General features: G+C 70.0%; 13 protein-coding genes. 6 read left to right on the top strand and 7 right to left on the bottom strand.

Going from position 1 to position 15159, the window contains the following annotated elements:
• Positions 1 to 30: 30 nt before the first annotated feature.
• Positions 31 to 1131 (bottom strand): right-handed parallel beta-helix repeat-containing protein, encoded by a 1101-nt coding sequence (locus ACWDV4_RS19815; protein ID WP_449980892.1) that lies wholly within the window; start codon positions 1129 to 1131, stop codon positions 31 to 33.
• Between the two features lie 168 nt (positions 1132 to 1299).
• Between ACWDV4_RS19815 and ACWDV4_RS19820 the strand changes: the two genes are divergently transcribed.
• The gene (locus ACWDV4_RS19820) at positions 1300 to 2010 is read left to right on the top strand and encodes a DNA alkylation repair protein (protein ID WP_449980894.1); all 711 of its coding nucleotides are present in this window, start codon (positions 1300 to 1302) and stop codon (positions 2008 to 2010) included.
• Between the two features lie 41 nt (positions 2011 to 2051).
• Here the strand turns inward: ACWDV4_RS19820 and ACWDV4_RS19825 are convergent, their stop codons facing one another.
• Positions 2052 to 2336, bottom strand: a complete 285-nt coding sequence (locus tag ACWDV4_RS19825) for a DUF427 domain-containing protein (RefSeq protein ID WP_449980896.1) — start codon at positions 2334 to 2336, stop codon at positions 2052 to 2054.
• Between the two features lie 156 nt (positions 2337 to 2492).
• Between ACWDV4_RS19825 and ACWDV4_RS19830 the strand changes: the two genes are divergently transcribed.
• On the top strand, positions 2493 to 3677 hold the full coding sequence (locus ACWDV4_RS19830) for a zinc-dependent alcohol dehydrogenase (RefSeq protein ID WP_449980898.1): 1185 nt from the start codon (positions 2493 to 2495) through the stop codon (positions 3675 to 3677).
• A gap of 5 nt (positions 3678 to 3682) precedes the next feature.
• Here ACWDV4_RS19830 and ACWDV4_RS19835 read toward each other — a convergent pair whose 3' ends face one another.
• Together ACWDV4_RS19835 and ACWDV4_RS19840 are read right to left on the bottom strand one after the other, a co-directional pair.
• Complete coding sequence (locus tag ACWDV4_RS19835; protein WP_449980899.1) at positions 3683 to 6103, bottom strand: tetratricopeptide repeat protein; 2421 nt, start codon at positions 6101 to 6103, stop codon at positions 3683 to 3685.
• 257 nt (positions 6104 to 6360) lie between these two features.
• Positions 6361 to 7653 carry an MFS transporter gene (locus ACWDV4_RS19840; protein ID WP_449980901.1) on the bottom strand — a complete coding sequence of 431 codons (1293 nt, stop codon included), beginning with the start codon at positions 7651 to 7653 and terminating at the stop codon, positions 6361 to 6363.
• A gap of 234 nt (positions 7654 to 7887) precedes the next feature.
• Between ACWDV4_RS19840 and ACWDV4_RS19845 the strand changes: the two genes are divergently transcribed.
• The 4 genes from ACWDV4_RS19845 to ACWDV4_RS19860 are packed head-to-tail and all read left to right on the top strand — an operon-like array spanning position 7888 to position 13260.
• Positions 7888 to 9129 (top strand): condensation domain-containing protein, encoded by a 1242-nt coding sequence (locus tag ACWDV4_RS19845; RefSeq protein WP_449980903.1) that lies wholly within the window; start codon positions 7888 to 7890, stop codon positions 9127 to 9129.
• Positions 9126 to 10550 (top strand): MFS transporter, encoded by a 1425-nt coding sequence (locus ACWDV4_RS19850; RefSeq protein ID WP_449980905.1) that lies wholly within the window; start codon positions 9126 to 9128, stop codon positions 10548 to 10550. The genes ACWDV4_RS19845 and ACWDV4_RS19850 overlap by 4 nt, the downstream gene beginning before the upstream one ends.
• Positions 10550 to 11806 carry a condensation domain-containing protein gene (locus ACWDV4_RS19855; protein WP_449980907.1) on the top strand — a complete coding sequence of 419 codons (1257 nt, stop codon included), beginning with the start codon at positions 10550 to 10552 and terminating at the stop codon, positions 11804 to 11806. Before ACWDV4_RS19850 ends, ACWDV4_RS19855 begins: the two co-directional genes overlap by 1 nt.
• The gene (locus ACWDV4_RS19860) at positions 11803 to 13260 is read left to right on the top strand and encodes an amino acid adenylation domain-containing protein (RefSeq protein WP_449980909.1); all 1458 of its coding nucleotides are present in this window, start codon (positions 11803 to 11805) and stop codon (positions 13258 to 13260) included. The genes ACWDV4_RS19855 and ACWDV4_RS19860 overlap by 4 nt, the downstream gene beginning before the upstream one ends.
• A 186-nt stretch (positions 13261 to 13446) precedes the next feature.
• On the opposite strand, the gene ACWDV4_RS19865 is transcribed toward ACWDV4_RS19860, so the two are convergent.
• From ACWDV4_RS19865 to ACWDV4_RS19875, 3 genes are read right to left on the bottom strand one after another with little or no spacing between them, the layout of a single operon-like run.
• Complete coding sequence (locus ACWDV4_RS19865) at positions 13447 to 14163, bottom strand: cytochrome P450 (protein WP_449980911.1); 717 nt, start codon at positions 14161 to 14163, stop codon at positions 13447 to 13449.
• Between the two features lie 24 nt (positions 14164 to 14187).
• Positions 14188 to 14691 carry a hypothetical protein gene (locus tag ACWDV4_RS19870; protein ID WP_449980913.1) on the bottom strand — a complete coding sequence of 168 codons (504 nt, stop codon included), beginning with the start codon at positions 14689 to 14691 and terminating at the stop codon, positions 14188 to 14190.
• Complete coding sequence (locus ACWDV4_RS19875; RefSeq protein WP_449980915.1) at positions 14688 to 14981, bottom strand: phosphopantetheine-binding protein; 294 nt, start codon at positions 14979 to 14981, stop codon at positions 14688 to 14690. Before ACWDV4_RS19875 ends, ACWDV4_RS19870 begins: the two co-directional genes overlap by 4 nt.
• Positions 14982 to 15159 lie beyond the last annotated feature (178 nt).

The raw sequence follows: 15159 nt of genomic DNA on the forward strand, positions 1-15159 counted from the left end.
TGGGACCCTCCAGCGCTGGTTGACTGGACCTCAGCGCTGGTTGACCAGTGCGCCGGTGAAGCTCCAGCCCGTGGGGGCCACCAGTCGACCGCCGCTGACCATGCTGGCCGGCACGTTGAATCCGTGTCGTAGCTGGATGGGCGGTTTGCTGCCGCTCTCGTACTCGGGTTGGCGGTCGAACGCCTGACAGCCGACCAGTGACGTCTTGTCCCCGTACGTCACGTAGAAGCCGTCGGCGGAGTTGGCAGTACCACCCGTGTCCCACATTCCGGCGGTGTCACAGGTGCAACCGATGAAGACGTTCATGTCCTCTTCGATGTACCAGCCATGCAGGCGGACGTCCTGCGCCTCGCAGCCGACGAACTTGTTCCGGACACCCGTGACGTGGAAGCCGTAGCCCCGCGAGTACCAGGCCTTGCAGCCCTGGAAGAAGTTGTTGGCTCCCGCCACCCGGAAGGCGGCACCAACCGGGGTGGGGGTGGTCGTGGTCGCCTCGCACGCGGTCCACCAGTTGTCCGGGGCCTCGATCAGGAACCCGTACCGGCCGGCGTCACGGACCCGCACCCGGCTGGTCACGCAGGCCTGGGTGTCCGTACCGCGGTAGTGGATGCCGGTGGTGATGGGCTCGTAGATCCAGAGGTTGTCCAGTCGGCACACCGAGTCGGGTTCCCACATGTAGAAACCGCTGGTGCCGACGATGTTGAGGTCGATGCCGACGTTGGCCTTGCCGTACCCGCAGTCCAGCACCAGGTCACCGATGTAGACCGCGTCGACCGGGCCACCGTTGCCGATGGCGATCATCGAGGTCATGGTGGTGCTGGCCTGCAGCCGCGTGTGCTGGCCGACGCCACGGATGGTGCAGCCCGGCGTCGGCACGATGGGGGCGGTGAGCGGGTAGGTGCCGGCACCGAGTTGGATGGCCTTGGCCCCGGCGTTGATCGCCGCCTGGATCGACGAACCGGGCGCGACGTACTCCCATGGGCCGACGACAGCGGCGGCGGCCGGTGCGGCCACCATCGATGCCCCGGAGGCACCTACCAGGCCGGCCACGGCGAACGCCCCGCCCCGCATCAGTGTCCGCCGCGAACCGCCGAGCTCACTCTGGTTGCTCGCATCCTCAGCTCTGTTCATCCCCGTCTCCTTCGCTGATCGACCTCACGACACTCCATCGTGGACATCGATGATGTCAAGATCTTGATTTGGGGGTGCGAATCGGTCAGCATGCCCCCACCCGGCCGATTCCGGCGCGTGCCGTCGAGGTAGCGGTGGGCGTCGGTGGTTGCGGTAGGTTGCCTGGTCATGACCACGGCTGCGGATGTCCGCCACGAACTCGCCAACCTCGCCGACCCGGGCCGGGCGCAGGACGTGAGTCGGTTTCTGCAGATAGTCCCCGGCGGGTACGGCGAGGGCGACCGGGCCATCGGCGTCTCCGTACCCGAACAGCGCCGGGTGGCCGGCCGATACTGGCGTGACCTTTCGCTGGCCGAAACCACGAAGCTGCTGACCAGCAGCGCGCACGAGGAGCGGCTGACATCGCTCTTCATCCTGGTGCGGAAGTTCGCCAAAGGCGACGATGAGGAACGGGGTCGAGTCTTCGGCATCCTCCTGGCCAACACCGACCGCATCAACAACTGGGACCTGGTGGACTCGTCCGCGCCGTACATCGTCGGCCCGTGGTTGATCGACAAGGATCGGAGCGTACTGGACCGGTTGGCCGCGTCGAGCCTGGTGTGGGATCGGCGGATCGCCATCATGGCGACCTTCGCCTTCATCAAAGCCGGAGATTTCCAGTGGACCTTCCGGCTTAGCGAACGGCTACTGCACGATCCGCACGACCTCGTTCACAAAGCGGTGGGCTGGATGCTGCGCGAGGTGGGCAACCGGGACCAGGCAGCGGCGGAGGAGTTCCTGGCTCGCCACTATCGGGTCATGCCACGGGTCATGCTGCGGTACGCGATCGAGAAATACGAACCGCAGCGCCGTAGGGACTATCTGACGGGCGTGGTCTAACGTCCCGTCCCGGCCACACGCCGAGGAAACGGCCGCTTCGGTCAATCGGTGACCTGGACGTCCTTCCAGAAGGCCACCCGGTCCCGGATCTGTGCGGCCTCCGGCTTCGGATCCGGGTAGTACCAGACGGCGTCCGGACTGGTCCGCCCGTCATGTTCCAGCGAGTAGTAGGACGCGGTGCCCTTCCACGGACACACCGTGTGGGTGGGGGAGTCACGCAGTACGTCGGTGCGCAGCGCCGAGCGCGGGAAATAGTGATTACCCTCCACCACCACGGTGTCGTCGCTGTCGGCGATAACCAGGTCGTTCCAGATGGCCTTCGGCATCCTGCCAGCGTAGGTCGGCGTCCCGGCAGCGGCCAGCCGGCCGTCGTTTCCGAAGTGCCTGGCGATTCATCCCCGGTTGTAGGGGTAAGAGGCTCTGTTACCGGGAGGACTGTTACCGGGAGGAACCGTTCGCCGCGAACGCCGTGGAGGAATCAGATGAAGGCAGTGACCTGGCAGGGCAAGCGCGACGTCCGGGTGACCGACGTGCCCGACCCACGGATCGAGGCACCGACCGATGCGATCGTCCGGATCACCTCCACCGCCATCTGCGGCTCCGACCTGCACCTGTACGAGGTGCTTGGGGCGTTCATGAAACCGGGGGACGTGCTCGGCCACGAACCGATGGGCATCGTCGAAGAAGTGGGGTCGGCCGTCACCGGACTACGCCCCGGCGATCGGGTGGTGGTGCCGTTCAACATCGCCTGCGGATCGTGCTGGATGTGCGACCGCCAGCTCTACGCCCAGTGCGAGACCACCCAGGTCCGCGCCGAGGGCAAGGGCGCGGCCCTGTTCGGCTACACCTACCTCTATGGCTCGATCCCCGGTGGCCAGGCCGAATACCTCCGCGTGCCGCAGGCCCAATTCGGCCCGATCAAGGTCCCCGAGAGCGGCCCGGACGAGCACTACCTCTACCTCTCCGACATTCTGCCCACCGCCTGGCAGGCGGTGCGGTACGCCGACACCCCGCCCGGTGGCACGCTCGCCGTCTTCGGCCTCGGACCGGTCGGGCAACTCTGCGCCCGAGTCGGGCGGTACCTCGGTGCCGACCGGGTCATCGGGCTGGACCTGGTGCCCGAGCGGCTGGAGATGGCCCGTCGGCACGGCGTCGAGGTGGTCGACGTGACCGACCTGGACGACGTACCGGGGACGTTGATCAACATGGTGGACGGTCGGGGGCCGGATGCCGTCATCGACGCGGTCGGCATGGAGGCGCACGGATCCCGGGTGGCGAAGCTCGCCCAGGCCGCTGCCGGCCTGCTGCCCGACAAGGTGTCCCAGCCGATGACGGACCGGTTCGCCGTGGACCGGCTCGCCGTACTGCACGCCGCGATCAAGTCGGTTCGCCGGGGCGGGACGGTCTCCATCTCCGGTGTCTACGGCGGTGAGGTCGACCCGATGCCGCTGATGGAGATGTTCGACCGGGGCATCCAACTGCGGATGGGCCAGTGCCACGTACACCGCTGGACGGACGAGATCCTGCCGGTGCTGGCCGACGACACCGATCCGCTCGGGCTGGCGGACCTGCGTACCCACCGGCTGCCGCTGGCCGAGGCACCCCGGGCGTACGAGATGTTCCAGAAGAAGCAGGATGGCTGCGTGAAGGTGGTTCTCACCCCGTGAGGGGGTCAGTGCGCTGCCCCGGTGTCCTGGTCACCGTCCAGCGCGGCCCGTAGCTTCGCCTGGGCCTGCCGGTCGAGGCCGTCGAGCAGGCCCAGGGCCTCGGTCCAGTGCCGGCGGGCCTCGGCCATCCGGCCCAGTGCGGCATGGGCGTCGCCCAGTACCTGCTCCGCCAGGCCGATGCCCCGCCGGTGATCGAACTCCTGACAGATCGCCAGCGCCTGGTGTGCCTGCCGGATCGCCTCCGCGTTGTCGCCGGAGACGTGCAGCGTCTCGGCGAAGTTGACCAGGCTCAACGCCTCCCGTAGCCGGTCGCCACACTGCCGTGTGATCGCCAGACTGGCCTGGTGATGGGCCACCGCCTGGGCGTACTCGCCGCGCCGCTGCAACACCAGGCCGAGGTTGTCCAGTACCGAGCCTTCCTTGTACCGGTCGCCCAACTCCCGCCGGAGGGCGAGGCTCGCCTGGAGGTGGGTGAGCGCCCCGTCGAGGTCACCACTGTCCCGCAGGGCGTTGCCCAGATTGTTCAGGCAGGCGGCCTCTCCGGCCCGATCACCCAGGTCGCGGTGGATGGCCAGGCTACGTTCCAGCAGGGAGACGCCCTTGCTCAACCGGCCCTCCCGCAGCATCCCCACCGCCATGCCGTTCAGTGCCAGCGCGGTCGCCGACTGGTCGCCGAGGCGTTGCGCCGCCTCGACCCCCAGCTCCCCGAACTGCAACTGCTCCGTCACATAACCGGCGTAGTCGAGGAACTTGACGATGACCTGGCCGAGGTCACGCACCTCGGCCAGGTCCTGACCGGCCAGCAGGCGCTGTCGGGCGATCCCCAGCAGGTTGGTGTGCTCGTGTTCGAACCAGCTCCACGCCTGGGCAGTGGTGCTCAGGTGGTGGTGGTGGTCGGCGGGGTGGGCGAGGTCGTGGATCCGGAAGTGGTCATGGGGATAGAGCAGTTGGGTCGCGGCGGCGGTGGTGGCGAACAGGTGGGCGGTGAGGCGGTGCAGTGCCGCATCCCGGTCGGTTGGCGGCTCCACCGAGTAGGCACATTCTCGGGCGAAGAGCCGGACCATGTCGTGGAACCGGTAGCGGGTGTCGCCGACCGGCTCCAGTAGGTGCGCGTCGACCAGTTGTTCGAGCAGTCGTTCCGCCACCGGAACCGGCACGTCCGCCAGGGCTGCACAGGCCGGTGGGGCGGCATCGGTCCAGTCGGGCAGGCCGGCGAGCCGGAACAGGCGGATCGCCGCCCGCTGTTCCTCGTGCGGCGACTCGCTGAACGCCTGATAGCCGAGGTGCAGGCTGGCGCGTACCGAGAGGTTGCCGACCTCCAGCAGGTCGAGTCGCCGGCGCTCGTCGCTGATGCGCTCGGCGAGCCCACGGAGCGTGGCATCGGGGCGGGCGGCGGCCCGTGCGCCCACGATCCGGATCGCCAACGGCAGGCCCTCGCACCTGCGTACGATCATCGCTGCCGCCGCCGGCTCGGCGGCGATCCGCTCCGCGACCCCGAGCCCGCCGAGCAGACTGAGCGCTGCCTGGTCCGACAGCGGTTCCAGCGGAATCCGGACGGTTGTGTCCAGGTCGGCCAGACTCCACCGGCTCGTGACGATCGAGGTGCAGTCCGGGCCGCTCGGCAGCAGGGGACGCACCTGCTCCGCCGACGCCGCGTTGTCCAGGACCACCAGGACGCCGCCGGTCGACGCCGTCATGGTCCGGAACAGGGTACTGGCTTCCTCCACCGACAATGGGATGCTGGGCGTGCCCAGGGCCCGCAGGAAGCGGGCCAGGACCTCTATGGATTCGATCGGTGCGATGCCCGCGCTGGCACCGTGCAGATCGGCGTAGAGGCAGCCACCGGGATACCGGTCGGCGACCCGGTGCGCGAAGTGCAGCGTGAGGGCCGACTTGCCGATGCCACCCGCCCCCTGGACGAGGCACACCGCGCCCGCGTTGGTCGTCACTTCGTAGAGTCGGGCCGTCTCGGCCTCGCGTCCGACGAGCATCGCTGGCGGTGGCGGAAGCTGGAACGGAACCGGCGCACCCGCGACGACAGGTGCCGGTCGGGGTGTTTCTGGGGCGGCAGCCGACCAGGCCGGCTCGTGCCGCTCGGTGGGACTTGGCACCAGGTGGAGTACGGCGGGACGCTGGCCTCGGGCCGCCGCCAACCGGTGCCACGACGTCAACCAACGGGCTATCTGATCGTCGGGAACCTCGCAGGCGCGGAGCAGAGCGACGACGAGTTCCCGACGGGGCAGGGTGACCCGACCGAACATGGTGGCCAGGGTGCTCGCCGGTAAGACGTCGCCGTTGGCCTCGGCACGTCGCGCGATGGCCCGGAAGGTGAGCCCGGACCGGTCCCGGACCTGCCGTAACAGGGCGACGTACTGTCCGGCGCTTGACGTGGCGGTCGGGTCCAGGTGTGGCTCGGGCCCAGTCATGGCGCTTCTTCTCGGATACCCTCACTTCTCACTGCGACCAACATAGCCCACGATGGATGCAGAGAATCGAGGTCGGACCCGATCCGACCGAAAGTAGGGTGCCGAGGGACGCGCTGGAGCGCGTCGTGCGGCATCAGCCGCACATCACTCCAGCGCGCCTCGCCTGGTGGCTATCAGGTCCAGCTGACGCCACGCCTCGCGCATACGCCACGCATGAGCTGCTCCCTTCTGTCGAGGGTCGCCCCCGTGTCGACCCGTCAGCCAAGCCTGACCCGAGAGGAGTCGGTCCCGGAAGGCTCTCGACTGTGCGAGGTCGTACGAGGTTGTTCGAGGGACGGGTCGAACACCGGAGTCGGGGGAGACCGCCGGGGCCACAGTGGCGTCGCGGCGAGCACCGCCACCGAGCCCAGCAGCCCGGCGGCCCCGATCACGGTGGTCGCGCTCCACCGCTCGGCAGCCAGGCCGGCCAGCAGCATGGCCAGGCCCTGGAATCCGCTCAGTCCGGTGATGGCGATACCGAAGGCGCGAGCCCGATGCTCGGCCGGCACCGCCCGCCCGAACAGCGCGTTCAGCGGTATGGCGAACGAACTGCTGGCACCGGCCAGCACCAGCAGCCACAGCACCGCCCACAGTGGAGGAGCGAACCAGACCGCCACCAGGACCGCGCCGGAGAGCACGGCCAGCGGAAGGACCAGCCGGGGTCGGGCGTCCGGCGGACACAGCCGGGTGATGGCCACGCCACCGACCGCCATCCCCAGTGGTGCCGCCGCCAGCAGCAGCCCGACGAGGCCGGGACCGCCACCGTACTGGACGGCCAGGGGGGACATCAGCCCCTCGGCGGCATAGGTGAAGGCGCTGGCCACCCAGAGCACCACGACGTAGGCGCGGAGGCGACGATCGGTGAAGACGACGCGTAGCCCGCTGGTGACACCGCCCCGGACCGTCCGGCCCACTCGGTCGGAGGCCGGGCGGGAGCGTACCCCGATCAGGATGAGCAGCGCGGAGGCCAGGAACGTGCCCGCGTCGACGAGCAGCGCGCCGGTCATGGAGAGCAACGCCACCACGCTGCCGCCGATGCCGAAACCCACCACCTGGACGACCTGCGCGATGGTGTTGTCGAGTCCGTTGGCCACCGGGTACCGGTCGCCGACGAGCACGTCGGGCAGCAACGCGGCACGAGCCGCCACGAAGGGCGGGCGGAGCAGGTTGACCGCGAAGAGCAGCGCCACCAGGGCCGGAGCGGGCAGGCCGGGCAGGGCGGCCAGGGGGATGAGCGCCGCGCGGGCGAGGTCGCACCCGATGAGCACCCGCCGACGGGGGAGCCGGTCGGCGAATCCGGACAGCAGCGGCCCACCGACCAGCCAAGCCAGGTAGGAACTGGCGAAGGCCGCCGCGGCCAGTGCGGCCGAACCGGTGGTCGTGTAGACGAGGTAGGCCACCGTGACGGCCGTCAGTTGGTCCCCCACCAGGGACAGCACGTACGCCGCGAGCAGGTAGCGGTACTCGCGTACGGCGAACACCTCCGCGTACGTGGCGGCACGCTCGGCCACAGTCGGTCTCCTCGATCCGGCGCTGCCCAGACGGTATCGGTGCCGGCACCGGGGTGGAGTGCGCAACAGTGCCGGAGGGCGTTCGGATCTGTTCGGATCCGTTCTCACCCCTTTCTGCGCGGGGCACCGGCTTACGAAACTGGCGTATCCGCTTACGGGGGTGGCGGACGTCGATACCGTCGGCGCGCCGGTTCCGTACTCCGTTTCTGTGCACGTTCCTGCCCCGGAGGCTTCGTGAACACATCGGCACCGTTGACGTTCGGTCAGCTCGCCATCGTGCGGGACATCGAGTCCATCCCGACGGACCGGTGGCACGAGCCCAACCTCGTGGACCGATGGGTGCTGCCCGCCGGCCTCGGCATGGCCCAGGTCCGGGCGGCAGTCACCGCACTGGTACGCCGGCACGAGTCGCTGCGGACGACGTACGACCTCGACGACCGGCGACGTCCGACGCAGTCCGCGCACCCGGCGACGGAACCCGTCCTCCAGGTCGAGCGAGCCACCGGCGAGGACGAACTCGCCGCGCTCGTCCAGCGGTGCGCCCGGACGCCGTTCGACCTCGGACGGGAGCCGCCCTGGCGGGCCACCGTCGTCACCTCCGGTGGCACCCCGACCCATCTGGTGGTGGTGAACCACCACATCGTCGCCGACGGTCTGGGGGTGACGACCCTCCGGCGGGACTTCTTCGCCGCCCTGGCGGGCAGGCTCGCCGATACGATCACCGGTCCCCGGGACGTTCTCGCCCGGGAACAGTCTCCGGCCGGTCGACGACAGGGCGCGGCGGCGATCGACTACTGGACGAAGCTGCTGCCCGAGGCATCACCGCCGGAAGTCGGTGAGCCGCCGCTGACCCAGGCCACGCTGGTGTCCCAGTCGCTGCTGCGGGCGGCCGCACAGGTGGCCACGCAGCTGCGGACCACCGTCGCCACGGTGGCCCTGGCCGCGTACTGCGCCGGGCTGCTGGAGATGTCCGGCGGTGACCGGATGACGGTCCGGCTGATGTCGGCGAACCGGTTCGATCCCTACCGGCGGGACGTCGTCACGTCGATGAACCAGTGGGTTCCGTTCCTGGCCGAGGCTGTGCCCGAGCCGGACCTACCCGGCCGGGTACGGCAGGTGGCCGCCCGTACCCGCGTCGCCTACGCCCACGGCGTCTACGACGTGGACCGGGCCTTCGCCCTGCTCGACCAGGCTGGCTACCGCCCCGGCCAGTACGACAGCACCTGGTCGTTCAACTTCGTCGCGCGCAACCCCGAAGTCAGCGACCCGGAGCGGCCGAACCCGCCGGACGGTGATCGGATCACCTGGGAGCCGCCGTTCTCCTCGGTCGGGCCGCGACGCTACCTGCGGGTGGTCCAGGCCGACGCCCTGCACCTCGTGGTCCGGGTCCCGGCGGCGCAGGCGACGGTCGCCACCGAGCTGATTTACCGGATGGTTCACACCCTGTCCGAGCGGGCCGGGTCGGCCGAGCGATGACCCGAGCCGCGACCCCGCCCCGGGCGGCCCGCCGACGCGGCGAGCCCCGGGGGCCCAGTCGACGTGGCGAGCTGTGGCGGCATCCCGACTTCCTCAAACTGTGGTTCGGCGAATCCGTGTCGTTGATCGGCACGTACGCGACCCATCTGGTGTTTCCCCTGGTCGCGGTGACCTACCTGCACGCTTCGCCGACCGAGTTGGGGATGGTCTCGGCGGCCCAGTTCGCTCCCACACTCCTGATGACGTTCGTCGCCGGCCACTGGGTGGACCGGGTCGGCCGGCGGCCGATGCTCGTCACGGCGAACCTGGCCAGGATCGCCACGCTCGGCGTCGCCATTCTGCTGCTGGAGACGGGCCAACTCCAGATCTGGAGCTGGTGCCTGGTCGCCTTCGTGCTGGGTAGCTTCACCGCGACCTTCGACGTGGCCTGGCACTCCTATCTGCCCGTGGTGGTCGAGCGTCGGCACCTCGTCGAGGGCAACGCCAAGATGCAGTCCTCCTACTCCGTCTCCCAGCTCGCCGGGTCCGGGCTGGGCGGCTGGCTGCTCAAGGTGCTGACCCCGACGGTCGCCTTCCTCATCGACATCGCCACGTACGCGGTGGCCATCGTCGCGATCCTGGCCATCCGACGACGGGAGACCCGGCCGGAGCGGTCCGCCAACGGTGGGACCTCCGCCCTGCGCGGTCTGACGTACGGTGTGCGACTGCTCTGGCGGGACCGGGTGCTACGGGCGCTGCTGCTCGAAGGCGGCTGGTTCAACCTCTGTGAGCAGGCGCTGCTCACCCTCTTCATGGTCTACGCGGTGCGATCGCTCGGGCTGGACACCGGCCAGGTCGGCCTCTGCGTCGCCCTCGGCAGCGTCGGCGCGGTGCTGGGATCGGTCGTGGCCCGTCGGTTCGAGCTGCGCTGGGGGATCGCCCGCACACTCGTGACCACCATCGGACTGGCCTCGTTCAGTCCCGTCCTGGTCCCGTTGGTGACCGGCCCCCGACCGTTGGTCATCGGACTCGTCGTGCTGTCGTTCAACCTGTACGGGCTCGGTCTGACGATCTTCAACGTCTACAACATCAGCCAACGGCAGGAGCGTACGGATCCGGCGGCGCTCGGCCGGGTGACGGCAGCCTTCAGCACGATCGCGCTCGGCGCGCTGCCGGTGGGGGCGCTCGTCGGCGGCGTGCTGGGCGACCTGCTGGGTGTACGTCTCGCCATCACCGTCGTGGCGGGCGCGTTCATCACCGGCTGGGCGGTGTTCGCACTGGCCAGCCCGTGGGTCTTCGCCGCAGCCGAGCCGGTCACCACTGCGAAACCGGCCACTGCTGTGGAACCGGCCACTGCTGTGGAACCGGCCACTGCTGTGGAACCGGGCGACGAGGAACCAGACCGGCCGGGCCGCCAACCGCACGAGTCGAGGAGTCGTTGATGCGTGACCAGATGACCGTACCGATGTCGTCCGCCCAGCGGCTGCTGTGGTGGGTGGAGGAAGTTACCCCCGGAATGGTGTTCGGGCCCCGGTTCGTCGCCCTCGGGGCCTATCGGATCAGCGGACCGATCGAGGCGGCGGCCCTGCGGGACGCACTGGACAGTCTCGTGGCACGGCACGCGGCGCTGCGTACCAACCTGGTCGGGGACGACCGGATGGCCCGCCACCAGACGTTCTCCCCGGGCCCGGTCCCACTGGTCGAGGTGACGCCCGACCGGCTGGTCGAGACACTCGCCGCGACCGACTACCCGGCCACGGCCACGCCGTTGCTCTGGGCGTTCCTCGCCCGACACGAGGTCACCGAGGCGACCCTGGTGCTGGTCGCTCACCACACCGCCGCCGACCCGTGGTCGATGCGGATCCTCATCGCCGACCTGATGCGGGCCTATGCCGCCCGGTTGGCGGGCGAGCCGGCACCGTGGCCGGCGGGCAGTGACGCCGACCCGGCGGTGTGGCGCACCGGCCGGCCGCCAGCCGCGCAGCTGACCGACTACTGGCGGGAGATTCTGGCCGACCTGCCGGAGTTGGTGCCGCCCGCGCCGATACCGGGCGGAGTGCCGCGTACGGAGGAGTTCCGGTTCCCGCTCAACGCGACCGAACCGGAGCTGCGGTCCACTGCCCGTTCGCACCGCACCACGCCGTTCGTGCTGTTGCTCGCCGGCTTCATGAGTGCGCTGCACGGAATCAGCGGCGGGGGTGACCTCATGGTCCCGGTCCTGACCTACGGCCGGGCCCGGTCCGACTGGGACACCGTCGGACTGTTCATGAACGCGCTCCCGGTCCGGGCGGACCTGGCCGGCGACCCGGACCCGACCGAGACGCTGGCCCGGGTGCGGGCTGCCTTCGCCACCGCCTACCCACGGGAGCTGCCCCTGGTGGACCTGCTGGCCCGGGTGCCCGAAGCCGTCCGACTCTTCGCTCCGGGCGGCCCGGTCTGTGCCCAGTTCGAGATCATCCAGTTGCCCACGATCGGGCCGTCGAGCCCGCTGTCCTACCGTCCGATCCGTCTGCCGGCCGGTCTGCCACTGGGGGGTCCGGTGATTCCGGTCAACGCGATGGTGGTCTGGCTGGAGCAGGAACCGGACGGCAGCTACACCGGCACGGTCCGGTTCCGGGCGGACCTGTTCGGCACGGAAACCGTCGAGCGGCTCCTGCACGGCTACGGGGAACTGGTCGATCGGATGGTGTGGCGGTGACCGGGGCGATCCGGGACGACACCGGACTGGCGTACCCGGGCAACGTCCTCGACCTCGTCACGCCGCACCTACGCCAGCGGCCAGCGGCCACCGCCCTCGTCGACCAGGCCGGAACGCTGACGTACGGGCAGCTCGACGAGGTGACCAGCCGGGTCGCCGCCGGACTGCGGCGGCACGGCGTGACCGACGACGATCCGGTGGGCGTGTACGCCCCCCTCTCCGGCTGGGCGGTCGTCGCGATGCTTGCCGTGCTCCGGGCCGGGGCCCGCTACGTACCGGTGGACGTCGCCTTTCCTGTCGAACGGAAACGACACACGCTCGACGGGAGCGGGGCGAGGATCGTGCTCGTCACGCCGGGCGTCGAACCGATGCCCGGACCGTGGCACAGCCTGGACATCGCGGTGCTCGCCGAACAGCACCAGCCGATGCGGAGCGAGCGCCGGGGGCCCACCGCCTACACCTACTTCACCAGCGGTACGACCGGCCGGGCCAAGGCGGTGACCGTGCCTTCGTCCGCCCTGGCCTACTCCACGGCGGCCCGGTTGGCCTACTACCGCGACCCGGTCGACGGTTTCCTGCTGTGCTCGTCCATCTCGTTCGACAGCTCGGTGGCGGGCATCTTCTGGACGCTGGCCAGCGGCGGCCGATTGATCATCCCGAGTGACCGGCCGGCCAACCTGCTCGCGGTCCAGCGGGCCGCCGCGCGACACCGCGCCTCACACCTGCTGATGGTGCCGTCGTTGTACGCGGTGCTGCTGCGGTCGATGGACCTGACCAGCTTCACCGACCTGACCACGGTCGTCGTGGCCGGTGAGCCCTGCCCGCCGGCCCTGGTCGCCCGGCACTTCGCCAACCTGCCGAAGGTCGCGCTCCACAACGAGTACGGCCCCACCGAATGCACGGTGTGGAGCACCGTCCACCGGTGCACTCCGGTCGACGCGCACGCGGTCACCGTACCGATCGGCGAACCGATCCCCGGCACCTCGGTGTCGGTCCGGGCCCCGTCCGGCGTGCGGGTTCCGCAGGGGGCCATCGGTGAACTGTGGATCGGCGGCCCGGGGGTGGCCTCCGGTGCCCGGCACCACCGCACCGGGGACCTGGTCCGCGTTGGTGCCGACGGTCTGCTGCGGTTCCACGGACGCGCCGACGAACAGCTCAAACTCGGTGGGGTACGGATCGAGCTGGCCGAGATCGACCAGGCGGTGACGGGGTACGAGGGGGTCGTGGCGGGTGCCGTCACCCGGGGACCTGCGGGTCTGGTGGCTTTCGTTGTTCCGGCTGGGGAGACCATGGACAGCCGCGCGTTACGGGCCTTCCTGTTGGCGCGGCTGCCGGCGGTGGCCGTACCGACCAGGTATGTCGTAGTGGATGAGCTGCCCACCCAACCGAACGGCAAACTGGACCGGCAGGCGTTGGGCCGAATGCGGGTCGGCCCCGGCGAGGTCGGCTGGTAGTGCTTCGACCACATGTGGCGAGGGTGTTTCGCTGCGGACCGGCGAGACCGGACGGTTGATGCAGCCGTCGACCTCACGGCCACCCGGGCGGCATGGCCCATTTCGGTTCCCACGTCCTGGCGTGGGTCTCGGGCGATTTGTACGGTGGCGGCGTGGCGGCCTGACCAACCCCGGCCACGTGTGTGGTCACTGGTTAGGACGGGGGACCGCGACCACCGGCAGGTGTTTGATCCCGGCGAGCCAGGCCGACCGGACGTGCTCGACCTCCCCGGCCAGCTCGACCGAGGAGAACCGGGCGAAGAACTCCGCGAAGAAGGTACGCAGCGCGAGGCGGGCGATCCCGGCACCGAGGCAGTAGTGGGGGCCGTCGCCGAAGCTGAGGTGCCGGTTCGGCGTACGACGGATGTCGAAGGTGTGCGGGTCCGGGAAGACCTCCGCATCCCGGTTGGCGGAGCCGACCCAGACGACGACGGCATCACCCTCGGCGATCCGTACCTCCCCCAATCGGGTGTCCCGGGTGGCGCAGCGCAGGAAGTGCTGGGCCGGCGACGTCCAGCGCAACGCCTCCTCCACCCCGGAGGTGAGCAGTTCGGGCCGCTCCGCCCAGTCCGCGTATCCGCCGGAGCGAATCAGGTTGAGCAGCGTGGCGGTGGGCACGTGCGGCATCGAGGCGCTGCCCCCGAGCAGCAGGCTGTAGCAGTTGGCCACCACCGCGCCAGCGGTCAACGGTTCGCCCTGCACGGTTATGTCGGCCAGGACGTCGACCAGGTCGCCGCGCGGGTGCCGACGGTGCCGCAGGACCAGGTTGAGCAGGTAACCGAAGAGTTCCCGATGGGCCCGCTGGAGGGTCGCCTCCGTCCCCTCCGGCAACTGGTAGTCCGGGTCGTCCTCGGCGACCGACATCGCCACCAGCCGGGCCAGGCGCGGCTAGTCCTCGGCGGGGATGCCCATCAGGGGGCCCAACATCGCCAACGGCAGCGTGGCAGTGACCTGCGCGAGGTCGAAGGGACTCCCGTCGCGGGCCGGTTCGAGGGCGGCGACGATGTGGGTCCGCAACGCCTCCGCGTGCCGCTGTACGGCCCGGGCGGTTATCTCACGCTGTAGTGGCCGGCGGATCAGACCGTGCCGGGGCGGATCGGTGGCGGCGAACTGCTTGTCGCTGGCCGGCTCCTCGCGGCCCAGCATGTTGAGCATCACGCCGCGGGTGGAGGTAAAGGCACGGTGGTCGGTGAGGACCCGCTCCGCAGCAGAGTAGCTGGTCACCGCCCAGAATCCCGGTTTGCCGGCCACCGGTTGCCAGCGAACCGGCTGCCGTTCCCGCAGCACCTCCCAGACGGCATGCGGCTCGCCCTCGCCGTACAGCCGGGCATCGGCCAGGTCCACCCGGCCGAGATCGACGTCAGGGCTGCTCGAGGGACGGTCGAGCCTCATCGCACCCGTGCCCCCGGGAGGTCGGCCACCTGTGCTCCAGGAGGGGCGTCCACCGGCATCGCCTCGACCAAGTCGGCGATGGTGGGGGAGAGGAAGAGCACCGCGGCGTCGACCTCGATGCCGAGATCGCGGTAGATGTCCATCAGCAGGTCGGCGGCGAGCAGGGAGTCCCCGCCCAACTCGAAGAAGTCGTCCTGGACGCCCACCGGAGCCACCCCGAGCTTGGCGCTCCACAGTTCCGCCAGGCGTTGCTCGACTCTGGTCGTGGGTGCCACGTACGTCGACGTCACGCCCCACTCCGTCCGGGAAACACCACCCATGGCGTTCCCACCCCCCGTCTTCGTTCCCGCCGGCCAACTCCTGTCGTCGTTCCAGCGTCGAACCGGAGCGGCTACCGGACAAGGTCTTCGCTGTTCGGATCCGTTCGAGCTTGTTCACGCCGGGGCAACCGGATCTCGTCCGAACAGG

The sequence above is a fragment of the Micromonospora sp. NPDC003197 genome (assembly GCF_053590565.1).